The 26158-nt window shown below is 57.8% G+C and carries 24 protein-coding genes and 2 pseudogenes; 14 read left to right on the forward strand and 12 right to left on the reverse strand.

Annotated features, from left to right (window positions below; all coding sequences use genetic code 11):
- Positions 1 to 101: 101 nt before the first annotated feature.
- On the reverse strand, positions 102 to 422 hold the full coding sequence (locus P3T24_RS19615) for a type II toxin-antitoxin system YafQ family toxin (RefSeq protein WP_074267611.1): 321 nt from the start codon (positions 420 to 422) through the stop codon (positions 102 to 104).
- Positions 394 to 684: a type II toxin-antitoxin system RelB/DinJ family antitoxin gene (locus P3T24_RS19620; RefSeq protein WP_074267612.1), complete on the reverse strand. Its 291-nt coding sequence runs from the start codon at positions 682 to 684 to the stop codon at positions 394 to 396. Before P3T24_RS19620 ends, P3T24_RS19615 begins: the two co-directional genes overlap by 29 nt.
- Before the next feature lie 432 nt (positions 685 to 1116).
- On the opposite strand from P3T24_RS19620, the gene P3T24_RS19625 reads away from it, so the two are divergent.
- Positions 1117 to 1935 carry a DUF5677 domain-containing protein gene (locus P3T24_RS19625; RefSeq protein ID WP_074267613.1) on the forward strand — a complete coding sequence of 273 codons (819 nt, stop codon included), beginning with the start codon at positions 1117 to 1119 and terminating at the stop codon, positions 1933 to 1935.
- 348 nt (positions 1936 to 2283) lie between these two features.
- Here P3T24_RS19625 and P3T24_RS19630 read toward each other — a convergent pair whose 3' ends face one another.
- The 4 genes from P3T24_RS19630 to P3T24_RS19645 form a co-directional block, all read right to left on the reverse strand.
- A complete protein-coding gene (locus tag P3T24_RS19630; RefSeq protein WP_429436992.1) occupies positions 2284 to 2766 on the reverse strand; it encodes a hypothetical protein in 483 nt (160 codons plus the stop codon).
- Between the two features lie 721 nt (positions 2767 to 3487).
- Entirely contained in the window at positions 3488 to 3955 is a 468-nt protein-coding gene (locus P3T24_RS19635) for a DUF6527 family protein (protein ID WP_074267616.1), read from the reverse strand.
- Positions 3952 to 5139 carry a ThiF family adenylyltransferase gene (locus tag P3T24_RS19640; protein WP_074267617.1) on the reverse strand — a complete coding sequence of 396 codons (1188 nt, stop codon included), beginning with the start codon at positions 5137 to 5139 and terminating at the stop codon, positions 3952 to 3954. The genes P3T24_RS19635 and P3T24_RS19640 overlap by 4 nt, the downstream gene beginning before the upstream one ends.
- Positions 5114 to 5851, reverse strand: coding sequence for a multiubiquitin domain-containing protein (locus P3T24_RS19645; RefSeq protein ID WP_074267618.1), 738 nt, complete (start codon positions 5849 to 5851; stop codon positions 5114 to 5116). The genes P3T24_RS19640 and P3T24_RS19645 overlap by 26 nt, the downstream gene beginning before the upstream one ends.
- A 134-nt stretch (positions 5852 to 5985) precedes the next feature.
- On the opposite strand from P3T24_RS19645, the gene P3T24_RS19650 reads away from it, so the two are divergent.
- From P3T24_RS19650 to P3T24_RS19670, 5 genes and pseudogenes are all read left to right on the forward strand, one after another.
- Positions 5986 to 6201, forward strand: a complete 216-nt coding sequence (locus P3T24_RS19650) for a ribbon-helix-helix protein, CopG family (protein WP_074267619.1) — start codon at positions 5986 to 5988, stop codon at positions 6199 to 6201.
- Complete coding sequence (locus tag P3T24_RS19655) at positions 6198 to 6821, forward strand: GNAT family N-acetyltransferase (protein WP_074296331.1); 624 nt, start codon at positions 6198 to 6200, stop codon at positions 6819 to 6821. Before P3T24_RS19650 ends, P3T24_RS19655 begins: the two co-directional genes overlap by 4 nt.
- 2 nt (positions 6822 to 6823) lie before the next feature.
- Positions 6824 to 7315 (forward strand): helix-turn-helix domain-containing protein, encoded by a 492-nt coding sequence (locus tag P3T24_RS19660; RefSeq protein ID WP_074267621.1) that lies wholly within the window; start codon positions 6824 to 6826, stop codon positions 7313 to 7315.
- Between the two features lie 21 nt (positions 7316 to 7336).
- Positions 7337 to 8272 (forward strand): ImmA/IrrE family metallo-endopeptidase, encoded by a 936-nt coding sequence (locus P3T24_RS19665; protein ID WP_074267622.1) that lies wholly within the window; start codon positions 7337 to 7339, stop codon positions 8270 to 8272.
- A gap of 312 nt (positions 8273 to 8584) precedes the next feature.
- A pseudogene (locus P3T24_RS19670) lies at positions 8585 to 8836 on the forward strand (transposase domain-containing protein); the annotation flags it as partial.
- A gap of 223 nt (positions 8837 to 9059) precedes the next feature.
- Here the strand turns inward: P3T24_RS19670 and P3T24_RS19675 are convergent.
- Both P3T24_RS19675 and P3T24_RS19680 read right to left on the reverse strand, forming a co-directional pair.
- A complete protein-coding gene (locus tag P3T24_RS19675; protein WP_429436995.1) occupies positions 9060 to 10385 on the reverse strand; it encodes a tyrosine-type recombinase/integrase in 1326 nt (441 codons plus the stop codon).
- A 188-nt stretch (positions 10386 to 10573) separates the two neighbouring features.
- Positions 10574 to 11566, reverse strand: a complete 993-nt coding sequence (locus tag P3T24_RS19680; RefSeq protein ID WP_429436997.1) for a DNA-binding protein — start codon at positions 11564 to 11566, stop codon at positions 10574 to 10576.
- A 541-nt stretch (positions 11567 to 12107) separates the two neighbouring features.
- Here P3T24_RS19680 and P3T24_RS19685 point away from each other — a divergent pair.
- From P3T24_RS19685 to P3T24_RS19705, 5 genes and pseudogenes are all read left to right on the forward strand, one after another.
- Entirely contained in the window at positions 12108 to 14873 is a 2766-nt protein-coding gene (locus tag P3T24_RS19685; protein ID WP_074267625.1) for an integrase catalytic domain-containing protein, read from the forward strand.
- Positions 14854 to 15939, forward strand: coding sequence for an ATP-binding protein (locus tag P3T24_RS19690; RefSeq protein ID WP_074267626.1), 1086 nt, complete (start codon positions 14854 to 14856; stop codon positions 15937 to 15939). Before P3T24_RS19685 ends, P3T24_RS19690 begins: the two co-directional genes overlap by 20 nt.
- A gap of 28 nt (positions 15940 to 15967) precedes the next feature.
- Positions 15968 to 17272 carry a TniQ family protein gene (locus P3T24_RS19695; RefSeq protein WP_429437000.1) on the forward strand — a complete coding sequence of 435 codons (1305 nt, stop codon included), beginning with the start codon at positions 15968 to 15970 and terminating at the stop codon, positions 17270 to 17272.
- Positions 17273 to 17521: 249 nt separating this feature from the next.
- Positions 17522 to 17923: pseudogene (locus P3T24_RS19700) on the forward strand (TniQ family protein); the annotation flags it as partial.
- A gap of 165 nt (positions 17924 to 18088) precedes the next feature.
- The gene (locus tag P3T24_RS19705; RefSeq protein WP_253190076.1) at positions 18089 to 18730 is read left to right on the forward strand and encodes a hypothetical protein; all 642 of its coding nucleotides are present in this window, start codon (positions 18089 to 18091) and stop codon (positions 18728 to 18730) included.
- Positions 18731 to 18879: 149 nt separating this feature from the next.
- Here the strand turns inward: P3T24_RS19705 and P3T24_RS19710 are convergent, their stop codons facing one another.
- The 3 genes from P3T24_RS19710 to P3T24_RS19720 all read right to left on the reverse strand — a co-directional run bounded on the left by P3T24_RS19710 (position 18880) and on the right by P3T24_RS19720 (position 21668).
- Positions 18880 to 20202 (reverse strand): SUMF1/EgtB/PvdO family nonheme iron enzyme, encoded by a 1323-nt coding sequence (locus P3T24_RS19710; RefSeq protein WP_429437004.1) that lies wholly within the window; start codon positions 20200 to 20202, stop codon positions 18880 to 18882.
- A gap of 157 nt (positions 20203 to 20359) precedes the next feature.
- A complete protein-coding gene (gene fnr / locus P3T24_RS19715; RefSeq protein ID WP_429437007.1) occupies positions 20360 to 21118 on the reverse strand; it encodes a fumarate/nitrate reduction transcriptional regulator Fnr in 759 nt (252 codons plus the stop codon).
- Between the two features lie 76 nt (positions 21119 to 21194).
- Positions 21195 to 21668 (reverse strand): universal stress protein, encoded by a 474-nt coding sequence (locus tag P3T24_RS19720; RefSeq protein ID WP_074267631.1) that lies wholly within the window; start codon positions 21666 to 21668, stop codon positions 21195 to 21197.
- 275 nt (positions 21669 to 21943) lie between these two features.
- Between P3T24_RS19720 and P3T24_RS19725 the strand changes: the two genes are divergently transcribed.
- The 3 genes from P3T24_RS19725 (at position 21944) to P3T24_RS19735 (ending at position 24858) form a co-directional block, all read left to right on the forward strand.
- Entirely contained in the window at positions 21944 to 22633 is a 690-nt protein-coding gene (locus tag P3T24_RS19725; RefSeq protein WP_074269329.1) for a FadR/GntR family transcriptional regulator, read from the forward strand.
- A 157-nt stretch (positions 22634 to 22790) separates the two neighbouring features.
- Positions 22791 to 24305 (forward strand): MFS transporter, encoded by a 1515-nt coding sequence (locus P3T24_RS19730; RefSeq protein ID WP_429288135.1) that lies wholly within the window; start codon positions 22791 to 22793, stop codon positions 24303 to 24305.
- A gap of 220 nt (positions 24306 to 24525) precedes the next feature.
- Positions 24526 to 24858 (forward strand): hypothetical protein, encoded by a 333-nt coding sequence (locus P3T24_RS19735; protein ID WP_074267633.1) that lies wholly within the window; start codon positions 24526 to 24528, stop codon positions 24856 to 24858.
- Here the strand turns inward: P3T24_RS19735 and P3T24_RS19740 are convergent.
- Positions 24842 to 25546, reverse strand: coding sequence for a helix-turn-helix transcriptional regulator (locus tag P3T24_RS19740; RefSeq protein ID WP_074267634.1), 705 nt, complete (start codon positions 25544 to 25546; stop codon positions 24842 to 24844). The genes P3T24_RS19735 and P3T24_RS19740 overlap by 17 nt on opposite strands.
- Positions 25547 to 26158 lie beyond the last annotated feature (612 nt).

Genomic DNA, 26158 nt, shown 5'->3' on the forward strand with positions numbered 1-26158 from the left:
CGTTAGCTGGCGAACGCTTTCTGCCGCCTTGGCCAGCTATTTGCGTACGCGAAAAAAAGCCGCCGCGATGCCGCGACGGCCTTTTGTCTTGCCCGCTTCACTCAGCCGAATAGCTCCGGGTGAGTCCCCGCCCGTACAAAAATCACCGCGTCCTTTGTGATCCGGTAGATCAAAAGAAAGTCGCCGCCAACATGGCACTCCCTGTGATCCTTCCAGTCGCCAGTCAACGCGTGGTCCTGGTACTCGGCCGGCAGCGGCCCCTCATTCATGCCCAGCAGCATCATGGCCCGCTTGAGCCGGATAAGGTCATAACGCCCCGACTCCGACAGCCGATTCCAGTCCTTCCTGAAATCCTTACTCATGTCGCTGCGCAGGGGCAGCGTCGTACGTTTGCTACTTGCGCCCTTCTTTTTCAAGCTCATCGATTAGCTCCGCTACAGAGCCGAAGCGCGCCTTTTCCCGCATCGCCCGGGATTCCCTGAGCGCTCTTACTGTTGCCTCATTTGGTTGCCGAACCTCAAACGGCAATCCCTTGTAAAGCACGACCTGGCGAAGGAACAGGCGCATCGCGTCAGACAGCGTTAGCCCGTTCTGTGCGAGTACCTTCACGGCTGCTTCCTTCAATTCCGGTTCGATTCGGGTACGCACATCGGCTGTCTTGTTATCAACAGTGGTTCCGACCATTGCATATCTCCACTCCAGAACCGTGCAAGTTCAAAGGCCAAGCCGCTTCACCGTTACCGGAAATAGTTACTTCATACTGCTATGAAATTGAAAATGACGATAAACAGCGAGATCCCGCGCGGGCCTTTGGTGGAATCTCGCGTAGGTTGATTGTATCTCAAAAGGTGGCGTGTAGCTACAACGTTGCTACAAAAATCGCGACAAGCCCGGGGCATTTTTCGCGTACGCGAAAAACCGCGATACTCTCCCATACGAGCCAGTTCGGCTTGGCGGCGGCTGGACTGGCCGGAAAAGCCGTCCACCCTACAGGCCATCACGTGCCTCTAGTCTTGCGCAAGCCTCAGCGAAGCAGTACATCCATCGAGCGGGATCAGGCTGCTGCGTAGTTCTAGCTGGCCCCGGCATTGTGTGCGGTGACTGGAGAAAGCCACCATGGCGAGTTTTGATGAAGTCGGGTTCCTGTCTGACGATCTTGAGGGCTGGCAGACGGCTGCGCGTGAACTGTTCGCCGGGCCCTTCGAGTTCGCGGGGCGCGCGAACGAGATGGGAATGCGAATGCGGAAGGCTTTTGATCTGAACGAGCTCCGCGAGGAAGTAAAGTGGGCCATTGCCGGGTTCGTACGGGCGTTGGGAGCGTTCCAGGGGGGCATCCTGATGGCTAGTCGCGGAGCGCTGCCAGAGGCTCGTGCGCTGGCACGCTTGTGCACAGAATCCGTCATCGTAACGGCCGGATTGGCAAAGGTGGAGGGCACGCTCGAACGCCTCCGCGAGGACGATGCAGCGCACGATCTCGGTGTATGTAACCGGGTTCTCGAACTCAACGGAAATGACGCTGGGGACGAACGGCTGGAAATTTTCAGGAGAAGGAAAGCTGAGATTGAAGCGCAGTATGACAGGCCGCGATCACTGAAGCTTGCGACGCTTGCTCATGAGTCAGATCTCACGCTGCTCTACGAACTTTCGTACAGGTTCACATCCGGGAACGGGGCACACGCGACGCTGGGTGCATTTGTTCGCCACATGAGGGAAGGTATCGACGGCGAGCCAGACGCGTACTTCTTCGGGCCCGATACGTCCGACATGGCGTCGACGCTTTTATGTGCCAACGCCGCTGCGATCCACCTGATCAACCTCGCTGTCGACAGCATGGGGCTGGGTGAATTCAACGCCGAACGCGGCGATCTAACTTTGCACTGGAACATTCTCAGGCCGGACCTCGAAGCGGCGAGCGCGGCGGAGGGGTTGGACTGAACTTTGGCAATTACCTATTCATACCGTGCTGTCCGCACGGACAGAGGCGGAATTCACTCCGAAACAGCGTTTATTGTCCATCTAAAGGCGGACGTCGCCAGGTTGCGCATCCGGTGAGTTCCATGAAGTCAGTTTCGGGATAACGGATCACCTGCCTGATGCAGTCAGCTACAATGGGCTGCACGCTTCTGTCTACATGTTTCACCGGTTCATGCGTCCCGTAGCCGCGACTAATCAAATACGTGCGTACGAGCTTCGTGGCAAGGCCGGTACCGGGGGCGAGTGAGGTAACAGGTACGTCGGCCTCGATCACACACGGTGTTCCGATCGCGCAGAGGATCTGAGACGTCACTGGGTCGTCCTCATGGGAGTTATAGAGCGCTTCACCGCCCGAATGACGGAAAAAGCGTCCAATGCCATGTTCGCCAGCGCGATGCGGCGGGAAAAGCAGAACCACAGCCGTCCTGCGCGATTGCTCTCATCAGCCTGATTGGTCCTTGCGAGGCGGTCACCAATGTCGCCCGGAAGTCGGCCCGATTTGACCAGCGCATTGATGCGACGGCGCAGCATCGTATCGTCGGGCAGTTGCATCCCAGATCCGACGATCTGCGCGATCTCTATATCTGTGAGGCGGGTGCAGTGCCAGCCGGTGATCGAATACGGACGAAGGGCATCACCGACGGCGAGAATCGCTCGGTCATGGTCTGGCGGATTCACTTTCGTTGGGGCGATCTGCGAGTCCAGAAGTAATTCGTGGAGACTGTCCAGAAGGGATATCAGCCGAGCCGGCCACGCATCTGGTCGGTCAATTGGCAGTAGCACTTGGGTCATCAACGCTTCTCCATGTCCGTCGTTACCGATACGCCGGGTAGCCGAACACGTACGGTATGCAACGCCACTATGGAACTCCAAATGTATTGCTGGATGCTGGCAACCGCTGCTCATCGGATACGTGTGAGCCTATACGGGACCAGCCGTCACTCATTGAACGTCGAACACAAGGATGACGCCGTGTGGACCGGGGCCTTTCGGTTTTGCGGCCGGGTCGAGCGGTTGTGCGCCTAACGGCACTAGTTGAGAATGAGAGTCCTCCGTTCTCACGGGCCAAACACGAGGAGCTTTCGCTGGTACGACATAGAGTCCGGCATTCGTACTCACTGTCGGATGTCGCTGGGCGACTTCGATGTCTAGTCCCGCATACTGCTTCTGTAGGCTTTGGAGATGTTCGATGTACTCGGCAAGCTTCATGTTTATTTCCTCGTTGAACTGGGACCAATACGGTCTTGAGAATCTGGGCAGAGCTGGTCTACACGACGACAATTTGAGCCAAGCGTCCGATCGCTGCGACAGCCGCCGCTACCGGATCATGCATCACAAGCTGCGATCGCCATCGCACATGATGCGCAACGTCCGCTGGTTTGGTCAGTAATCCCCGACTGGAAACCAGCGATTCAATGGCCAAGGTCTTCGAGATGACAGGGCAGTTCGTAGTACCGCCCCGCGCGAACTTGAGGCTTAGCGCCTGTGCCGCTCGATCATGTTGTTGTCCCCCTTACCGGAAAACAGAAATCAATCTTTCCCACCAGGTACGCGAGACGGGGACGTCTGCTTCCTGGGTTACGTCATGCAACTGCGGAGCCTGCTCGACCTGTGCTGCGGGCGCTGCCGGATTCGATCGTTCCGCGTAATATCTTCTTGTTGCTTGCCGGTCGCGCTCCCGGCCTTCATCTATGGCCCATTGCGGCATCTCGCTATCCCAGCGGACATGCCCGCCCTTGATCCAGTAATGGGATCTACAGGGATAGCTCCAGTTGCCGATGGATGGCTCAAGGCTGACGTTCTCTCCGTCGTAGCGCATTTGCCATCCAACCGGCGACAGCGGTGTGACTACCTCACGGCCACATCCGCAGGCGCACGCATGAGAGGCAGTGGCGAACTCCATCGACAGATAGAGAACACCCTCGTCGAGCCGATCGGGGATGTACTCGACAAACATTGGTTTGAACCCGCTAACCTTCACGATTCGGGCTCCTCGTTTGTCAACTGGTTCAGATTAACGTTGTAGGTTGAGTCGTACTCGTTGCGGTCATCAACGTAGAACTGGCTAAGACGCTTCCATTTCATGACGGCCAGGGTTGCGTTCAGACAGTTCAGGTCGGTGATCTGTATGTTCGAGCCATATATTTCGTCATCGCGGTCCACCTTGGGGATTCGGGCGGACGCAAGCGCACGGGTCGCGGGCGTGCTGGTGGTGATGCGGCAGGTACCCCAGAGCTGGCTTCCGTCTTCTGTGAGGTTAATCCCCATTCCGACATCAATAAACCGCACAGTTTGCCGTTCGAGTTCCCGAACGATAAGTTGCCGAACCTCACCTTTGTCTACGCAGATGAAGACGAAGTCATAGCCCGACAGCTCCGCGACGTTGGTCTCGCTGATCATGACCTCGTGAGGCACGACACCTTTTCGCATGGCCGAATACACTTCAACCCAGTACGCAACCTTACTGAGCCGGCGATTGAGCATTTCGCGCGATGCAGCGCCAGGCGATCTGAACGCATTGTGTTGCCGATACGGATCTCCATCGTAAAGGTGGATTTCCTTGGCGTGCGTTTTCGCCACCAGGTCAAGTACATACGCACCGGTCCCACCGAGCCCGACTATCGCGATGCGCTGGTGCTTCAGGCGTGCGGCGATCGCTTGGATGCCGGCACGACTCGATGCGGTGTCTTCGTAAAGAAAAACGGACTCATCCTCAGCGGAGTCGACCGTTTTCCATGTCCGCGCGTCCACAGTCGGGTCAAGGGCTCTCGCCTGGTTTGAAATGACGTTGGCGTAGGTCGTTACCTTCTCGTAGTAATTCTCGTACGCGCCGGATTTCGGCTTGTTCGAGAAGTAGTGGTTCGCGACAAGGTTGTCGGCCAACTGGTAGGTTTTCGTTCCGTTCTTGATCTGGACAAGTTCAGATCCGTCAGGGTTGCACGGATGCTCCCCAACGAAATAGATTTGATGCGTGTTGGGGCGATCGAGAACGTCAGGAGACGCCATATTCATTTCCGACACGAGAACCCCAAGGCACACTTCACGCCTCGAATTTACGTACGGTATGGAATGAACAAGCAGGTAGCCTGATCTGATTTCCAGTTCATATCCTTCGTCGCGCAGGCGACGCAGGTCCTGATTAAGAGCGATCAGTCGGAGTGACATAGAACACCATATTTTCTTTGATCTTCACGTGCTGCCCATCGACCATCGAGCCCTCGGGATTCGCGTGCGGACCGCGAGCATAGTTGATCGTATAGATGATGTTCTCGCTCTTCACCGCGTCGGGAAACGCGAGCCTCACGACCTCCCAGTACGACAGGCGACGTCGGAATACCTCCTTGCGCTTGCCATTCACGACGATGGTCAGCCCGGTGTGTCGGGTGATGAAGCGCTCAACACCGGGTGCTGCAAGGTCGGCAAAACAGTCGTCCTCAATCAACGCTTCAGTCCCGTCCGTACCCAGTTGCCACGCATCGTGATCTGACATGTCAACGCCTGCGAGGTGCTTGAGGGTGGCGCCTGAAATCTGCGATGCGCCCCAGTCGAATGCACGCTCATCCAGCAGGAACCGGAAGGTGCGATCACTCCGAAACACGACAAACCTGTCCACAGCGTCCAGGCGCAAATCCAACGCCGAATCAGGGCGGATCTCTTCCGTCACGCCACTTCGCGTAATCCTGAAGAGGAGGTGCTGCTCGACGGGAAATGCCTCGGCCGCTTCGAGGATTGCGTTGCCGGTCACGACCGGCTCAGCAAGAACGACCTTCTTGAAGTCGAATCCTTGCATCCCGATCCGCACATGATAAGGGCCATGGTCGCGGATCGTGCGGCCTGCCGCCAGCGCATCCTGCAGATCTTCAATCGTTATGTTCATTCTGTTCTCCCTGATTCGAGCAACCGGCCACCCGGTAGCTTGATACTGATTATATAGCTAAATTTTAGCTAGTCAATAGCTTTGACATGGCTATTTTTTGGACCTAAAATTGTGGAAACAGTAAGGAGAAAGACATGGCCACATCAAAAAAGACTATGACCCTAAATCTCACCGATGCTGAGATGAGTGCGCTCGAGGAGCTTTGCGAAAAGAAGGATCTGAGCAAAACGGCGGTCCTTCGGCAGGCGCTGCGGCTTTATCAGGCTGTCGAAGTACGGGCTGAGCGAGGCGACAAGTTTTTTTTCGAGGATGAGAAAACCAAGGAAAAGGCAGAAGTTGTGATGCTATGAGCCAATTCCCGGTATACCTAGTTGATGTCGCTTCGGACGCGGCCGTTGAGGCAAGCCTGATCGAGGGCATTTCCGATTCCAACGTTAGCGACTGGGAAGATGCCTGGATGCCCGCGCTCGCGAGAGCGCTTCAGCAGCTAAAGGAGAAGGGTGTCGACAGGCGATTCTGGCCACAGAACCGGCATTGGGACTGGCGCAGAAAAGCTGAGGCCTTCAAAGGCCTGCTTGCGGCTCCATCTTTCAGCATCGTGTGCCAGGGGATGACCCAGGGCCTGATGATTGTCGAAACCCTGGAATCCTGCCGGTTGCCGCATCAGAAGGGCAAGCCGCTCGTTTATATCCAGTACCTCGAAACGGCGCCATGGAATCGCCCTGGCCTCTCCGCTGAACATCCACGTCTGAAAGGCGTGGGAACGCTACTAGTCCGCGCGGCTATCGAGCTTAGCCGTAGTGAAGGATTTGGCGGACGAATTGGACTTCACTCGCTGCCGCAGGCCAACGCTTGGTACGCAAACGTATGCGGTATGTCGGACCTGGGAATTGATTCCGCCAAGGAGAACCTCCGCTATTTTGAGATGACGCCTGAACAGGCGGAGGCGTTCATCGCCAAAGGAGTCTAGTCATGAAATTTGAAGTAACGAAAGAGTGGTGCCTGAAAATGGCGAGGCTTGAGCACGAGAATGGAACAGACGTCGAGATCGGTGCTGGCCTGTTTGCCGCAGACCCATCCACACAGCGTCCGGAGTATGCGATGGAGGAATCCGCCGATCCCAGGATAGCTTTTGGCAGATTTGTCAGACTCATGAGAAGGGGACGACAGCAGACGCTCGAGAAACTCGCGGAAGCTGCCGACATCGACGTCACCGAACTCGTAGAAATTGAGGAAGATTCACACTACAGACCGGAGCCGCGCACTGTCTTCCAGTTGGCAAGCTATTTCGCGATTCCCAGTTCGAAGTTGATGCAGTTGGCCGGTCTATCGCAACAGCGCGATAGCCATCTTGCCAATGAAGCAATACGGTTCGCGGCTCGATCCGAGAAGGTCACTGACCTGAATGAAACCGAGCGCTCCGCCCTGGAGGCGTTCGTCGCGGTACTCAGCGAGCAGAAGTAAACATAACTGCATGAGGCAACTATGGCCAGGAATCTGATTCTTTCTGCCAGGACTTCAAATGACATCGACAGTCGAGTTGAACGGGTGCTCCGGGGCCTCGGCAACCCTGAGCCTCCGTTGCGGCTTGAAGATGTTCGTGAGCTCCTCAAGTTAGATCTGGCTTTCTACACCTCGGACGATCCTGGTCTGGCTCGGGAAGCCATCAGCCGAATCCGCGTCGCGGCCGTGCAGGTATACCGCCGGCCCGCGCTGATTCTCGATGCAGTGAAGAAATTTTCTCTGAAAGCACTTTACCTGCCTGATCGTAAGCGGATCATGCTAGACAGTGCGGTACCACTGCTCAAGCACCGATGGAATGAAGCTCACGAAATTGGCCACAGTCTCATTCCCTGGCATCAGGACATGATGCATGGCGATAACGAGAACACGGTCTCGAGAGACTGCGCCGAACAGATTGAAACCGAGGCTAATTTCGCGGCCGGTCGGCTACTTTTCCTTCGGGACCGGTTTGTGAACGAAGCCCGCTCCTCGCCGGCGTGTCTTCAATCAATAATCGATCTCAAAAATACGTATGGGAATACGCTTTCAACGACCCTCTATCGCTTCGTCGAGAGCGTCGGACAGGAAACTCCCGTAGTGGGCCTCATGACCTGCCACCCGCATGTGGATCGTCGCCCGATCAATTTTGATCCAGCAAGTCCATGCCGCCATCTGATTCAGTCGCACGCTTTTCACGCAAGATTTTCCAGAATCACTGAAGTGGAGCTGTTCAACGCAGTGAGCAGCTATTGCGGACGACAGAAGGGCGGCCTGCTTGGCGAACGAGAGCTCATCTTGACGGATGACAATGGAGATTCGCACCGGTTTTTCTTCGAGACATTTTTCAATCGCTACGACGCTTTGACGTTGGGCGTCTATCTCGGCGCGGAAGCACTTATGGTTCCTGTGAGCGCGTGACCCTCATTGAACGCGGGCAATCCGTGCCGAACACCGTTTCGATTGTCGGAATGAACTCTGACTCGGCAGCGGAACTCTCAGGCAAGGAGAAGCCAATTTCAACGTAGGGACTAGCGGCTGACAGTTCGGCATTCGCTGCTTGAAAGGCGAAGCACATCAGAAATTCACAGTCGTGCGCTCACGCTGCCACACCGAAGTCGATTCCCAAAAGCTGCCATTTGTCGTCCTCCGTGAGAAGGGGTAACAGAAGTCGACGTGCCTGCGCATCGAAGTAGTCAGGACTCTGAACGATCTTTATCGCCTTCTCGACGCCTAGACAACAATTGGGTCGAAAACCAGATCCGCCCATGGGCTATCGGAAGGGCCAACTGGTTGTTCGCCGGCTCGCTACGAGCAGGCCAACGTGCTGCCGCCATCATGAGCCTGATACGCTCGGCCCAACTCAACGGCCACGACCCGCACGCCTATCTGAAGGACATCCTCACGCGGCTGCCGACCCACAAGGCCAGCGACATCTCGGCATTGCTGCCGCATCGCTGGCGTCCGCCTGTGATAGTCAATTAGCGCAATCCGTCAAGGCGGGTTTGCTGCGCGCTTACGTAGGAAACACGCGCCAGCGCCTCGTTCAATTGCGGATAACTCCGCGGCAGTCGGTGCACGCTGCATCGATTCTGGATGGCCGACTGTCACATGAGGTGGGGCGCACAGCGTGCGGGCCGAGTAGAGGTGTCGCGAAGAATACTTGCACAGTGAAAGTGCCCCACTTGCTGGTCGCGCCACGGGAGGATCACGACGCTGGCACGTCGCCGAAGCTTTCCGACACAAATTTACGCAGCTGCGACTGATCGGTAAGGGCATATGCTGCCGTGGTTTGCACGGATGAGTGACCGGCGAGCGCTTGCGCCACGGGCAGTGGCACCTGATGGCTCACAACAAGGTGATGCACGTACGAGTGTCGCAGCCAGTGGGTTGACGCGGCCATGAGGGCGAACCGTCCGGCGATGTCGTTGGCTGGAAGCTGGCCTGCGATCTCCTCGAAAGCCAGCTTCACCTCGCGATATAGTCCGCTTCGTCCCAGCCCGTGTCCTCGTGTGGTGTGGATGAGAGGCATGTCTTCGATCGGAGACGGAGCGGGCGGTAGTCCCCGCGACTCGCGGTAACGCATGATGCAGCTGACACATTGAGCAGGAAGGGGAATGCGTCTCACGCGTTGACCTTTCCCCTTCACCTCGAGTGTCCATCCTGTCCGGTCTGTATGAAGCAGTGGATAGCCGTCTTCCCACGCAAGCTCGGCCAGTCTGACACCTGTATAACGGTAGAGGCCAAGGATGGTTGCCTGGCGGTTCCGTTTTGCGTTGGCCGGCGGGGCGCTAAGCCACGCGCTAATCCATGCATCGCACGCTTCAGTGGCACTGTCTGGCAGAAAGCGCTTCGGCTCGAACGTGGGTCGTTCGCCCTTGGTACTCCCGAGTTCCAGTGCGGGGTTCACCGTTATATAGCCCGTTTTCGCCCAGTACTGGTAAAGACTTTTAACGACCGCCATGGCGCGCGCGCAGCTTGCTGCTCCAAGCGGGTGGGCGGTAGCGTGAGCTGAAATATGAGGCAGCGTATCACGGAATGCGATCAAGTGTTCGCGGGTGAGACCTGATAACGGTCCGAGATCGGCACACTGGCACCACGCGATCAGCCGTTTCAGCTCTGTCACGTACGCGCGCCGGGTATGCAAAGACCGGCCGGTACGGTCAACGAGGAATGCACGGAGTGCCGTCGCGTCGTTCGTCGAGCTCAGGGTATTTGTGCTGGGGTCCGCGTTGAAGAACCTGCCCGTTCTCGCCAACCACCTTTCATCATGGGAGGAACCGGTTATAGCAACTGCATGGCCGTCGCCCTTCGGGATCGGGTGATTGTCTGCTGAACGTTTCGTTGCATCCGGGTGCGTCAGGCGAAACCGGACGGTGAGGGTGCGTAACAGCTGTTCCAGCACCTGTCCCGAGGTGGGCGCCTGCTCGCTTGTCATCACCACGATGGTGCCAGCGTGCCAGAACTGCACGGCTTCGAGCGAATCGAGCAGCAGATTGAACACTGCCGGCTGGGCACTCTTCGCGGCGGTCATCGACGGATAACGACGTGCCAGCGTTGCCGGTGTCCATCGTTCATAGACAGGGACACCCAGCGCCGCGGACACATACTCGATCGCGTCGTCGATTCGGTCTGGCAGTCGCCGCGGCGGTGCGACCATCGCGTCGATCCACGCGGAAGGCATCATGATGCAACCTTTCAAACAGTGAACGGGCGGCCTGACTACCGGACCGGGGAATCCGCATCGCGCTGGCCCGCGAGTTCGCTCCTGAGTTTTTGCCGGTCGGCCTGGAGTTCCTCAATGATTTGCTTCTGGCTTTCAATCACTTGCGATGCTCTCGTCAACCCTCCTTCGAGGGCTGCCTTTTCAGACACCATCCCCTGCCGCAGCGTGTCGGTCTCAAGCCTGAGTTGCCTGCCGAGGCCGTCAAATTGCAGTCGGAGTGCATCAACGCGCTCCTGGTAAGCGCGGTGTGCCTCATCGCGCTGGGACTTCATCTCATCGAGCCGATCCGCCATAGTCCGTGCATTGCGATTTGCTGCTTCCAGCTGCGTCTCGGTTTCCGCGAGTCGGGCACGCAGTTCGCCAACCGTTTCGTCACGGGTGGAAAGATCCTGACGCAGATCATCCAGTTCCACCTTCAGCAGATCCACCCTCGCGCGGGCATTGTCGCGCTCGGTCTCGGCGTTCTCCACGGATTCGGCCGCCGCCTGCTGGATTTTAAGTATCTCGTGGGTCTGCGCATCCAGTGCCGCAGTCCATAACCCTCGCATCAGGTCAGAGACGTGTGGCGGAATGTCCGGCACGCGCAGGTGCGCCCGGCCCGCTGCGACGAGTTCAACTTCAATCTCGTTTATCGTCCGCCCTAACGCTGTGGTGTCACCGCCCCCGAGCCTCGCCCTGACTCGTCGGACCGAGACGTGACGGCGGAACTCTTCCGTTGACGCAGGCGCGGGTTGACCAGCTTCGGCCAGCAAAGCGATTACGGTCGCACGAACGGCTTCGGGGGAATTGGACGGAGCGCGGCTCATAAAACTGATTATGGCCCGAAAACGGATTTTAATGTGATTCGCGGTTATTCCAATACATACAGGACGTACTGATTGGGATAAATGTCCGGGATAGAGCGCTGGAGAAATGATAACTTTAATTATCACGCGAAACAGAGTGGCATTATTGCGCTCACCGTCCCGGCATGACGCGCCAACGTCCATTTTTTTGCGGTGTATTTATTTGTGCCGTTAACTAAATAACAACGGCAACCGGTATGGGGAAAGACGGATATTCGCAATCGAACATGGCGGTTGCGCGTATCAGCAATTGAAACAAAATACCACAGACGATGTTTCCGATACAAACAGTATTCCGTCAGACTGCTCTGAAAACCGTTGTAGGACATATATCGACATTTCGGCTTTCCCATAAAAACCCGATTTTGTGCCGAAAAAGCTCTTACGTGCCCGTGTTATCCAGCCAGCCGTGCACGGCCTGGAAACAGCCGCCCACCACGTGCCCACACCGCAGGTCATGCCTCGATTCCCGGGCAGGCAAGCTATGCTTGTCCCTGACAGTGGGCGCGCGATTGGGGTGCTCCGGCTTCCGATCGTTGGAATATGGCGCATGAGCTGCTATTTCAGGACGTGTCAGGTGTGTAACTGATGGCGAACGCAAAAGCGTTGGTCAGGATCCACCGTATCCCGCCGCCGTCAATCAGAAGTGTGTTGCAATCATGATGCATGGATTACAGGTGCCAGAATGTTCGGTCAACTGGAACTAGCTGAGTATCTCGCAAGCCATCCGATGCCGGCTACCACGCGCGAACTGGTGGAGAAGATCCGGCGCAATCAGTCAGACTTCAATCCGTTCAATCATCAGGGTACACGAACGGTCGTGACGATTCGTTCCGCAAAAATGCAGCAGGGCGTCACCGTACAGAGCCGGACGCTACACGCCAGTGCGGCCATGTGGTATGAATTTGACGAAAAAATTCAGGAATACTATGCAAATGTGCATTCATTCACTGCAATTACTCAACGGGAAGATGGGAGCGTCGCAAACAAGTCGCAGCACTGGTTCGATTTTCTGATACTTGGGGACGGTGCGCCCCGCTTCGAGGACTGGAAAGAGGAGACGGTCCTATTCCAGATGCAAAAGAAAGAAGACGATCGATGGAAAAAGGTGGGCCGCTTCTGGCGTGATGAATGCGATCGCTGGCATGACCGCGCATGCGAGCAATATTGCGGGTCGCTTGGAATTGCGCATCAACTGCGGACGAACCGAGAGATTCCACGACGGTTTCTCGAGAATATTCGATATCTGCGGGATTTTTACGATCCAAGGACACCGGTTCTCTCCTCGGATACGGCAGAGCGGCTAAGGCAATGCGTACAGAACGGTCCGGTCAGTTACGATGACATGATGAAGCGTGAGGGATTCCAAGCGGATGTTCTGCTGTCGGCGATCGTCCAGGGTGTGCTGTTCGTTGATCTGAATACCGACAGTATTGGTAATCCCGCCGATCTGCTGATGCACCGCGATGCTGACCTTGCCGAGGCCGATCGGCTCATTCGCCGGGGCGACTTCATGTGCGAGCCGTTGCCCCTTCCCGGCCTTGCAGCGTGCCCAATCGGCACCCGACTGCAATATGGAGGAGAGGCGTGGACTGTTATCTTGGGTTCGACAGGACCGGACGCGGAGGTGCTTCTTACTTCAGGCGCGGGAGGGAGAATGAGCCTCCCCACCGAGACAGCAAGGCAATTGCTGGCCGAGCGCGCAACCGATGAAGAGCGCGTTGCTTTGCTTAACAGCGAGAAACGGCGCGCCATCGCTTCCTTAAGCAGGACGGAGCTCAAGGATGGAATAAAGAAATATAAGGCAGTAATCTTGGACGACGGGGCAGACCAGTATTCCGATGCGACTCTGGGCAGGTCCAGGCAGGCAATACGCGACTGCACCTTCGTACAGGATGTCCTGCTCGAGCTCGCACCGCATCACGCAGAAAAAGGTAACCGGTTACCCCGGCTTCCACCACTGGTCGAGTTGCTTGCGAAGACGACGATTGAGACCGTTCATAACGCGGCATCGGCCGGCAATGCAAAGAAGACTTACGACACCTACTGCGAGGAATGCATTAAACAGGGTGTCGTGCCCATGTCTTATCCAACATTGTGCCAACGGGTCAAGGCATACGAGGACCCGAATGCCCGGTTCGGCAAACGTGTTGCCTACCGGGACGGGCAGATTCCTCTGATCCTGGACGCGCGCGAGCCGGTGGATGGCGTAGCGCCCCACGAAGTCTGCTACATCGACCACACCGAGCCTAATCTCTTCACGAAGGGTCCTGAGGGACAGGACTGGGGAAAGCTCTGGCTCTCTGCGGCAGTGGACGGTAACGTAACCTGTGCACGCGCATTTTATCTCTCATATCGTCCACCATCCGCGCTGTCGGTGCTCATGACACTCCGGGACTATGTGCGTCGGTGGAGGCGCCTGCCGCGGATTGTGGTCTTTGACGGTGGCGCCGACATGCGCTCGCACGCGGTTGAACAGTTCTGCAAGATCCATAACATTGATGTGCGATATCGGGCAGGCGGTCGACCGCGTGGCGGCAAAGACGTTGAGCGGCTATTCGGTCTGACCGAGGAAGAACTGCTATCCGGTCTGGAAGGCTGTTCGATCCAGTTGAAGGAGGCTCGCACCGTAACCAAGTCAGTCGATCCTACGCGCCGCGCTGTCTGGACGTTCCCTCAGCTTTACCGCGCGATGGAATCCTTTCTTTTCGACTTCAGATACCGTCGGCACGTTCATCCGGGGCTGGGTATGACGCAGTGTGACTACGAGCAGGCCAGGCTCGAACAGACAGGCCGGCGGGACCATATACGGGTCGAATTTGACGAGAATCTGCTTCTGCTCACGGCGCCTTCGCCACCACGCAGCGAACACAAGGTTCACGCGCAACGGGGTGTGTGGGAGAGCGGCATGTTTTATTGGCATGCGGAATTTGCAAAGGTCGGCGGGAAGCCGTGTCCGGTCCGATACGAGCCGTGGCTGGCGAACGTCATCTATGTCTATGTTGGTCATTGCTGGGTGACGGCCCTCGCGCGTGACCTCGAGCCCTACTGGGGTCGAACGCGCTACGAAGTGGAGTACGCCAAGCGGATGGAGCGAAATTTCAACCGCCTTGCTGCAGAACGTGACCGCCATACGACATCGCGGGCCGTGCGTCTTGGGCAGGTAAGAACGCCTATAAGTTTTGACGAGACCACTGCAAAGAAACAGAAGAGCGAATTGGAGCTTTATAAGGCGCTTGGAATGGGAACTGCAAGAGCCATTGATCTTGGCATGGTACCTCGTCAGGAACCAGCTTGCAGTTCAGCCTCTGGGCCCGATTCCTCGGAGGTGGACATGGCGCCCGATGCGGCGATCGCGCGAGCTGGTGGAGAAGCGGCTGCCGAACTTGCCGCGCTGTCTGATCCGACCTCTTCCGCATGGAGCGAGCCAGATGAAGCTGGACTTCTCTAAGACAATACACAGGATTACGTACGAAGAGAGGCTGATGTATAGCAGGCTGACTCGTGAGCAGGTCCTCGCGCTTCCCGATGCGCAGAAAGTTCGCTACTTTTATTCGCTGAGAGTAAAGCATCTTCTTCGTGACGGTGCGGAAGCTAAGCTAACGGATCTGTTGGGGCCGTGCACCGATACAGGAATAATTACACTTTTCGGGCCAACCGGAGGGGGCAAGACAGCGCTGGCCGAGACAGTTGGTTCCCGGATGAACTCGACTGAAGCCGGTCATCGGCCATATATTTATGTGAGAGCGCCCGCTTTTGGAGCCGCAAAAGTATCCTGGGGTGGTTTTTTCAGAAAAATCCTGGAGGCAGGTCAGGAACCGATGATTGACGCGAAGCGCTCATGGGGCGTGCGGGACAATCGTCTGATCGGCTCGAGTAGTCGGGCTGATCTCCCGGCTTTGCAAAATGCGGTATGCCAGATGCTGAAAAACCGTGACACACGGCTACTCGTCGTTGACGAAATTCTCCATATCCTGCGATATGGTGATCACGATAAAGCCTTGGACTCGGTGAAAGACCTGTCGGACGCCGTTTCAACCCAGATTCTGTTGATCGGGCCTTATGATCTGTTCGGCATGGTGACAAACTATGACCAGGTGGTGCGGCGAGGCGAAATGGTTTATCTCGGCCGGTACAGGAATGATCGACCGGATAAAGTTCGGAACAAAAGCGATGTGGATGAGTACAAAAATATTATAAGAAAACTGATGGAACGCTGGCCACTGGAGCTGGTGCCGCGATTTGAACTGGTAGCAAGCGACTTGTTGACGGCGACGTTAGGTATCGTCGGATTGCTGAAGGAATTTTTGACGCGATGTCTGATTTGCCAGATAGAGAACTCGGGAAGGTGGAAGGAAGGCTTCATACCCGTTGCGCTCAAGAAGAAGCACTCTATCGAAAAGATCCGGAAAGCAGTCGAGGCCGGTGAAGCCATGTTGATAAGAGAAAATTTCGATGAGTCAACCATTGATCTGGATCGCGTTGCGGAGATGGAAAAGCTCGTGGCGGGAAGGTGAAGTGAACGCAGATACGATGCAGTCCGCCATGTCCGAAGACTTGCGTTCCGGTCTACCGCTGGCGCGAGAACCTGTTCCGTTGTTTTATGGGCTTCTGCCAATGGGGATAGGGACGGGAGATTGCGAAGGTCTGGTGAGTTACCTTTGCAGGTTGGCTTTGGCGCATTGCGTTAGCGTCGATGATCTGGTCAACATGGGACTGGCGCGGTATTCCGCAAACGATTTCAAAATCTGGCGTCATTTCTCGACGTGGATGAAAGACCGCGCTGTGGATGTCTTTGCGAAGCAACGCACGCTGGCACTCCGGGACGCCCTCGTCGGAGCGACCGGAATTCAGGCGGTCGGTCGGCTTTCGCTAGCTTCTCTTGATGGCGTCATAGATTTGGCGGGCATGTCCTCTCTCCGTCTTCGCCACTGTCCGCTGTGCTACGGAGCCGCAGAGTTTGCCCAACTGCACCGTCCGCTTCTTTGGGATCTGAAGGCAGTCAGTTGCTGTCCGGTTCACGCGGTGCGACTGGTCGATTCTGAATGCGGACGGGAGACACCCCAACGCCGTCCGAGGTGGCATAGAGTTCACATGCCAGGGGTCTGTACCGAGTGTGGCTCGATCGCCTACGCTTGCCGGGCGGTTTCCCACGTAGGCGCGTCGCTCGCAGAGCAGTGGGTGGCGCGTCAGTCAGCGATGCTCATTGCTGCGGTCTCGGATGGCGAGAATTTTGACGCACCGTTGGCGCCTGAGCGTATCCGCGGGCTCGCGACCCAGATAGGCGATGGCTTCCCATTTCGCGCAGCTGCAGTATGCGGGTTCAACAAAGCCAGGCTATACGATTGGATTCACGGAGTCAGGCTTATCAAGTACGCCCCTCTGCTCGCGCTCTGCGCGGCATGCGGTATAAATGTCGTTGATGTGTTGCGAGGCCCGGCGCAATGCTCCGAAGGGGCGGACTTTCGCTATAAGCCTCACGCGCGCCGAACTCGGATCACTTCTCTTGATGAGTTGAGCGAAAAGATAGATGCTGCGCTTGCTGTCCTGCAAGATCCCTCCGTGGCGGCTGTTGCGGCTTATATAGGTTGCGACCGTTCAACCATTTCGAAACGTCTGCCGGAGGAGGCGGCGATGCTCACAGCGCGTTGGCGCTCGGCAAGAAGCATTAATACGGCCGCGCGCATACTTGAGGCACAAGCATCGATTGAATCCGTTGCCCAGAATCTGAAGAACGCAGGTAAATCCGTTACGCTACGCAATGTGTGGCTCGAATCGGGCATTTGTGTAAGTCGAGGCTCACGCTTTGAAGAGCCTTTCAGGCGTGAGCAGGATGCGCAGAACGACTAGTCTCGTCAGCCGCTGCATTAGTACAGCGCGAGTAGGGCGATGCCGAAGTGCAGCGATTGCACCAACGAGGAGATGACAGGTTAGTCGTTCACATTGCCCGAGGTTTTTCGATCACCAACTCCAAACAGCGTGCTCGCCGATCTGCTTCTAGCGCGCGTAGGCTAGATTTCTTGAATTGTCGAGTCTTCGATACGTAATGGTTAGTTGCAGTAGTTGATAAAGGTACGTACCGTGGTAAATCAGGTAGATGTGCAAACGACGGGAACCATCCTTTATCCGTTGAAGCCTATTGGTCTCGGTTTGTGGGACTGCGAAAGCGTCGGAAGCTTCATGCGTCGCCTCGCGTTCCAGCACTGCGTACCTTATGTGAAATTAAAATCGTACCTTTCCGAAATTTATCCGAGTCGTCGCGGATTGCGCAATCGATATAACAGTCCGGGCAAAGAGGCAGAATCGCTCACTTTAGCGACGGGCTGCGACGGTCTTCATAAATGCGCACTACTACCATTTCGAAATAACTTCGCTTTAATGATCGGAGGGATAGATGGCGCCGGGCGTTATTGCCCTGTGTGTGTTGAGGAATCTCCATTTCCAGATGCGTGGGGCCGGGTGCTGTGGGACATTTCCATAGTGGACGCATGTCCATTCCATGAGATCGACTTAATGTCTTGCTCGTGTCTCATCCCGATGCAGTACGGGTCCGCAAAGGCACCGAATCTATTTGGTGTATGTCCATGCTGTGGATCGGTGTCGTATGGCTGTTCCGAACACCCTGCAAGACGGGCAACCGGGAACAAACTTATAATCGCCTCGCAGATGGCCGATCTGATTGCGGCGATATCGGATGGCAAGGAGTTTGATCGTGGCGTCGCTGCTGAGGCGGTCTTGTGCCACCTCGTTGATGAGTTCGGCAGCGTAATGGAGGCATCCCGATTTTTTAGAATGGATGTGGGTCACTTGTATACGCTTGGCGGCCGATCAAGGGTCCCCATCGATTTGCTGATGACGATATGCTTGACAACTGGCGCGAATCTCGTACGTCTGCTTGACGGGAAAATCGAGCGGGCTTACCAGCCGTCCGATGCTATCCCCCGGGCGCGCCGCAGGACGATCCGCGATGCTGAGCTCGCTCTAGCGTTTCAACAGGCGGCTGGTGAGATGCCTGGAATGTCGTTACATGAACTCGCGCAATCGGTGCGCGTCGCTCCAAGGAGGATGGAAGTAATACTCCCGGAACTAGTAGCCACCATAAGAAGAAAGGACGAAATTGAAAGGGCCAAGAGGCGTCGCGCGCGTAGGCAACGGCTCGTGCAAAGGCTGCATGAGATCAAGAGAGAAGTTGAGGCGACGGGCGGCCGGCTTACAGAGTGCGTTGCTCGCTCGGAGACAGGGGCAGGGTTCTGGCCCGGCACGGAAAGCAGTCGCATACTGAAACTGGTAATACGAGGTAAGCTTTAGTTGGGGGCAGCTCATACTCGTCCCGAGACACCCCGCACGTTTTCTGCTCGCCTCCATATTCGCTTTGGGTGGGGAAAATAAAGCATAAGTCGGCCAGTATTTGCAATAAAGCATAAGGCTGTTTTGACGATCAACTTACGCTTTGTTTGTCACGCGCGCACACACCGAAACCCCGCATACACATACTGATAATGCGCTTGAAACCAGTTGCGAAACGCGGGTCTCAACATGCATTGCGCGGTGCGTGGTGAACCACCCTTCAACACGTAATGCTGCCCATCGAAGAAATTCGCTGAGTATCCCAGGTAGAACGGAAACGGTTCAAACCCCGGCAACGCATCGAACAACGTCGAGGTCCATTCCCAGCCGTTGCCGAACTGACCTTCCACGCCGAATGCGCTGATGTTGTCGGGATGCGCATCCACGGCCTGCGGATCCCAGCTACGAAAATCGAAGTTGCCTGACGCTGCGTGCGGGGCGCCGTGCGCGGCGCGCTGCCACTGCGCTTCGGTTGGCAATGCTTTGCCGGCCCAGCGGGCGTACGCACTGGCTTCCGCGTGGCTGACGTAGACCGGCCAGTCGAGCGGCAAGGGGATCTCTTCGAACATGGTGCGCAGCATCCACTCGCCGTCACCGTCGCGTTGCGACCAGCCGGCGGGGTGGCTGATGCCCTCGCTTTCCTTCCAGACCCAGTCCTTGTCTTTCCACCAGGCCCGCTGGTGGTATCCACCGGCAAGCAGGAACTCGCGGAAGGCGCCGTTCGTCACCATGTAGCGGTCAATCTCGAAGGTGGGCACGTCGACGCGCAGTTCGCCGAACTCGTTGTCCCAGCCGAAGCGGCCGCTGTCGCGCGGCATGCCTAGCAGCGTCGAACCAGCCGGCACCTGGACCATGGCCGCTTCCTCCGGCCCGAAGGTGCGACGCTCGGAACTCGTCGCCGCCTGGCCGTCTTCACGGCCAGGTGCGCCTACCTTCCACGCAAGCGGCAACTGATGCAGCATGTAGGCGAGCGTCTCGGCATGCATCAGACGGTGCTCGATGGCCACGTTCAGCAACTGCGCGGCCGTGGCATCCTGGGCGTCATCCGCCTCGGGGTCGCCGTCGATGTTCAAGGCCGCCAGTTCACGGTCGATCTGTTCGCGTGCCTGCTGGCCGTAGCCGCGCACGGCCTCCAGCGACGGCCAGTCGTCGGGCACGTCGGTCGGCAGGCCGCCGTCGACCGGGTCGATGCCGAAGGCAAACAACTGGTCGAGCGAAGCATTGAAAGCGGGCAACGTGCACAGACGCTGATCGAACAGATTCCGGTCGAACGCCTCGAGATGGCCGATGTAGAACACGACCCGGTGACGCTCGCGGATCGGCCGTTCGTACAGGTACTCGGGTTTGACGATGGAGAAGAGGGCGTCTGTGATCTGACGCGCGTCGATCAGGCGCTGGACTAGCGGATGATGCGGGGTGGGGTCACGATTCATGTCGCCGGGTCTCCTGGATGGGGGACAGTTTGAAGACTGTACCGCAGTCGCAGGAGACGTGCCAAGGCGGAGCCACAGGGGAGGCGGATGGTGGCGGAACTGAAGCGTCCGGGGACAGGCGCGGCGCGCGGGGCCGCGCGGTGTGCCGCCTCACGGCTTACACGTGCCGCAGTCCGTCCAGATCGACGATACGGATGAACTTGCCTTGCGTGTCGATCAGACCGCGCTTTTGAAATCTTGACAGGGTGCGGCTCACGGTTTCCAGCGTGGTGCCGAGATAGCTGCCCATGTCCTCGCGCGTCATGCGCAGGTTGAATTCCGCGGACGAATATCCGCGTTTTGCGTTGCGTTCCGATACATCGAGCAGGAACGCGGCAACCCGTTCGTCGGCGGACAGCGAGCCGAGCACCATCATTTGCGCGGCCTCGCGGACGATCTGCTCGCCCATCAGCTTGTGCAGACGCTCCTGCATGGAGCCGATGTCGCGGCACAGACGCTTGAGCTTGACGTACGGAATGATGCAGACGGTGCTGTCTTCCAGCGCGGTTGCGCTGCAGGCGTGCCGGTCTTCGCTGATGCCGTCGAAGCCGAGTGCCTCGCCGGCAAGGCGCAAGCCCGTGACCTGCTCGCGGCCGTCGCGGTAAGCCAGGGTGGTTTTCAGCGAGCCGGAGCGCACCGCATACAGATTGCCGAACGCGTCGCCGGAGCGGTATAGCGTCTCGCCGCGCTGGACCGGGCGCGCGCTGCAGATGAGCGCTTCGAGCTTCGGCAGTTCATCCGGGGAGAGCCCTTGCGGCATGCAGAGCGGCCGCATCGCGCAGTTCGAGCAGCGCGCGATGCTGCGGGGTACCGGCAGGCTGGTGGAGGGGCGGCGGCGACCGGCTGGAGGCCGAACTACGGCGGTGGGCGTAAGCATGGTGTACGACCGTTTGTAAGGGAATTAATCCATTGTCCCACCGTGGTTATCCACCGTTTCGCGGCAAAATGACGCGTCAAGCCGATGCGGCGTCGTGCTCCTGTCCTGCCGCCGAAGGCACCAGCAGCACGGGTAGCGCAGCCTGACGCACGCAGCGTTCGGCAACGCTGCCGAGGAACAGCCGCTGGACGCCCCGGCGCCCGTGCGTGCCCATGACGAGCAGATCGGCATTGAACGCGGCGGCGGCCTTCAGCACCACGGTGGCGACATCGTCGACTGCCGTGGCCTCGGCGACCGCCACCTCGCCTGAAACGCCTTTTTCGCGCATCGCCTGGGTGAATTCTGCGCCCAGTTCCTTGCCCTGTTCGATCAGCCGGTTACGCAGGATAGACGGGTCATAGCCGGGCGCCTCGAAATACATTGGCGTGTTTTCGACGACATAGAACGGCTGGAGTACCGCGCCCATGGAACCCGCCAGGTTCAGCGCAGATTCAAATGCGCGGCGCGAGGTATTGCTGCCGTCGACCGCTACGAGGATACGTTTGTACATGTTGGACTCCGCGTGGAAAGGGTTCGGGACCGGCTGCGCCTGTTGCCGCCTGATTGCCGGTTTCAGCTTAGATCATGTGCGGGATTGTGTTTTTTTGTCGAGATGTAAATCAAACACTTGGCAAATTTCCGCAGGTAGGGTCATATAGGCGGAACGCCGTCCGGTGAGCCTTTGCGGCGGGCGTGCAGTCCACCTAACCAATCTTTGAGCAGGCAATCCACCCTGTTTGCCTTACAATTGTGGCCTATTCTGACAAGCTGAAACCTTCATCGATGATGAACGAGCGCAAATCGACGGGCCTGCCCGACAAGATCTACGGCGACATCCTCAATCGCATACTCGAAGGCGAGTACAAGGAAGGCGAGCGGCTGCCCACCGAACACGCGCTGGCCGAGCGCTTCGAGACCTCGCGGCCCACGGTGCGCGAGGCGCTGGCCCGTCTGCGTGCCGACGGCATCATCGTTACGCGGCACGGCTCCGGCACTACGGTCGCGCGTCGCCCCGATCCGGACGTGCGCCGCTTTGCGCCGCTCGAAACGCTCTCCGATATCCGTCGCTGCTACGAATTTCGCATTGTCACAGAGGGCGGGGCCGCCGAACTCGCCGCGGAAAAAGCCGAAGTGGACGACATCGACGCGATCCAGTTCGCGTGGGACGAGCTGGAGCGCATCGTCGAAACCCAAGGGATCGGCGCGAAGGACGACTTCTCGTTTCACCTGGCGGTTGCGCGGGCGTCGAAGAATCCATTCTTCATTACCGTGATGTCCTTTATCGAAGAGCAGATCGTGTTCAGCATGAACCTGTCGCGCAACCTGTCGCTGGTGAAGACGGTCGAGCGGCAGCGGCTGGTGCAGGCCGAGCATCTCGCGGTGCTCGAAGCAATCCGCCGCAAGGACGGCCCCGGGGCCGGCCGGGCGATGCGCGCGCACCTCGAAAATGCGCTCGAGCGGATGTTCGGTTCCTGAGTTATCCCAGTCTCCGCGGGCCGCGTCGAACGCGGCCCGTTTTTTTTGAACGGTCCGGCCTCGTGTCTGGCTCCCTCATGCTCCTTTACGCGCTACGCCGCGTCGTGCCGAAGTGAATCTTCCCCGCCCCCTGCCTTTCCGTGACGCGCTGCTGGCAATGCTCGGCATCGCCCTCGTCAACATGCTGGTCGCCCTTGACCAGACCGTGGTCAGCACCGCGCTGCCGTCGATCGTCTCCGAGTTGCGCGGTTTCGAGTTTTACGCGTGGATCGCGAGCGCCTACCTGCTGGCGTCCGTGGTGACGGTGCCGGTGTTCGGGCGCCTTGGCGACTATTTCGGCCGCAAGCGCTTTGTGATCGCAGCGGTGATCGTCTTCACGGTCGCCTCGCTTCTGTGCGGCGTGGCGCCCACCATGCCGTTCCTCGTGGTGGCGCGCGGCCTGCAAGGCGTAGGCGGCGGGATGATGGTCGGCACCGCGTTCGCCTCGATTCCCGATCTGTTCCCCGACGCCCGTGCGCGGGTGCGCTGGCAGGTCATCATGGCGGCGGCTTACGGCATCGGCACGGCGGCGGGGCCGTCGCTCGGCGGCTGGCTGAGCCAGCAGTTCGGCTGGCGTTCTACCTTCCTCGTCAATCTGCCGGTCGGTGCGCTTGCGCTGTATTTCATCTGGGCGCATCTGCCGAATTACCGGCGTGCCGTGACCGGCGAGGTGCGTATCGACTGGAGCGGGGCGGTGCTGGTGGCGCTCGTGCTGGGCGGCCTGCAGACGTTTATCGAGGCGGTGCCCAAGTCGGGGCTGACAACGGCCAATCTGCTGCTGGCGGCGTTCGTCGTGCTTGGCACCGGCGCGCTGCTGGTTTGCGAGCGCCGGGCGACGCACCCCATCATTCCGCTCGACCTGTTCAGGGACACCCAGCTCGTGACGCTGTTTACCCTCTCGCTGCTGTCCGGTTTCGTGATGTTTTCGCTGATTTTCTTCGCGCCGTTGCTGCTGCAGGGCGGCTTTGGGCTGACTCCGCAGGAGGCCGGACTGCTTGCGACGCCGATCGCCGCCTGCATCGCGCTCGGCAGTCTGATCAACACGCGGATCGTGATTCATTTGCCGAAGCCGACGCTGATCCTCTCGATCGGTTTCATGCTGCTGGTGATCGCTTCGGTCGGGATCGCACTGGCGACGCCGGCCACACCGCATCTTTATCTCGAGCTGGCGATGGGCGCGGTCGGCATCGGACTCGGCTTCATTCTCAACAATCTGAACGTCTTCGGCCAGGAGATCGCGGGCCGCGAGCGCTTCGGCATCACGACGGCGTTGTTGCAGTCGAGTCGGATGGTGGGCGGCATGCTGGGTACCAGCATCGTCGCCACGATCATCAACCGCCGCTACGAGACGGGCGTCGCGGACGCGTTGCAGGTGCTCGGCGAACCGGTGGCCTCCACCTGGTTGCCAAAGTTGTCTGACCCGCGGATCCTGATCGATCCGAGCCTGCGCGATACCTTGCTCGGCGAGCTGGGGCGGGCGGGTCTCGCGGGTCCGGCGTTAGTGGAAGCGGCACGCCATGTGCTTGTTCAGTCCATCCATATCGGCGTGGTGCTCACGGGCGTTGCCGCGCTGGTGGCGGCTTTTGTGGTCCGCCGGATCTCGAATATCACGTTCAGACGCAGCGCCAATTAAGTCACATTTTTACCGTTTTTCAAACACCATAATCAGTTATCCGGAAATAATTCCTGATTTCCTGTGTTTATCGGCTCGTCCGTAGGGCATAAAAAACGCGTGAAAAGCGGTATGCATGTTGGGTCGGATTTGCACCTACCTACCTGGATAGGTGTGTCCTTTTTCAGGGTCCATCAAAATTCAGACGAATAATGGTTAATCCACCTGAGAGACTCAAAAAATGGAATTACTCGAAAATCACTGGAAAGCACCCGTCACCATTCAAAACCGGGCCGTTGACGTTGCAGAAGAGACTCCGGCCACCGCAGTGGATCGGCATCTCATCATTGCTTACAGGAAAATGAAAAAGGAAAGCCAGCGCCGTTTCTGGGCGCGCTTTGGCGTGACGCAGTCGCGCGGCAGCCGGTTCGAATCGGGCGCGGAAATTCCGCCGCCGGTTTCAATCCTGCTGGGGCTTTACTTCCTGAAAACGGTTTCCGACAGCGATTTAGGGCGTGCTGAACGCGTGATTTACAGCCGCGACGCCGCTGCGCTGCTTAGCCCGGGTCAATAAGACCGAGTTGAGCGGCAATCACGGCCGCCGCGCGCCGTGAGTTCACCCCGAATTTCGCCCTGATATTCTTTACGTGGAAGTTCACTGCAGCTTCCGAGCAACTAAGAATATGTGAGATTTCCCAGGTGGATTTACCGCGCGCGGTCCAGTTCAGGCATTCCCGTTCACGTGGCGTCAATTGCGGCAGGACACTTTTCGCATGCGAGTTGAGGTGCCGGCGGCTGGTGTCGATTACCAGATCGCGCAGCAGGACGAGATTGGGCAGCACGCCGTCGATGTGGGTCCAGAACGTGTCGGTCCCGTGGAAGTTGTTGGCGACGCACAGCATGCCGGCTTCCTGATTGGGTCCATGAATCGGCAACGACACGCCGGAGCGCAGGCCGTGCGAGCAGGCGAGTTCGTAAAGCGCCCGCTGATCCCGTGTGGCAAAGAGTTCGGGTGACCAGACCAGCGGCGTTGCGCGGGTGAGGCAGTGGCTGACGACGGGATCGATGTGCATGTATCCCTGCTCTTCATAACTGCGGCGCCAGCTTTGCGAATAGGTGCTGCGCACATATGCATCTTCCAGACGCATGCCGGGCCGCGGCAGCATTGCAATCAGAACCCGGTCGAAACCCCAGCCGCCTGCAATAGTGGTAATCGCGTTGAACCACGTTGCTTCGTCCGGAGCGTCCACGAGTGGCGACATTTGCTCAGTAAAATGTAGCGACACTTTCGATTCCTCAATCACAGCGGCCCAGCTGCGGGCTTCGCCGGCGCGAACTCGCGACCGGCATGATAATGGGCAGCAATCTATCACCGTTTATTACTGAGCGGCTCGAAAAACGAAGTCCGGACCCATATTCCGGACTTTCAGAATCTCTCCGCGCGGCGGATAAACCAATACTATCTTCGCTCGGCGAAAATTTGCCCGGACTGGTTACCGCTTGTAAGACCAATGCCCCGGCTGCTGCGGATTCCTCAAAAAATTGTCAAATCAGCCCGGCTGAAAACGATTTCCGGACGATTTAACAATTGCCCCGGGCCGGTTTTTGCGCGCGGAACAGCATCATAGTTTCAAACACTTGATATCGGCAATAATCTTCAAAAATTTAGCTGCCAGGGTTGAATGGGTTGTCCGGCGTGCCGGAATTCTGTTCAAATCGCCCAACGGTTAATGGCCGGGTACTTATAAAAACCAGGCCCAAAAATAGAGTGCCTATTCGAGCGATAAAACTGCGCGAAAGATTATGTTCTGCCTGTTTGACCGTTTTCTGGTTTGTTCCGCCTGGCCGATTCCGGTGCCGTCTGGCCATCGACG

Origin of the sequence: Paraburkholderia sp. GAS33 (assembly GCF_050436645.1) — a bacterium.
GTDB classification, from domain to species: domain Bacteria; phylum Pseudomonadota; class Gammaproteobacteria; order Burkholderiales; family Burkholderiaceae; genus Paraburkholderia; species Paraburkholderia phenazinium_B.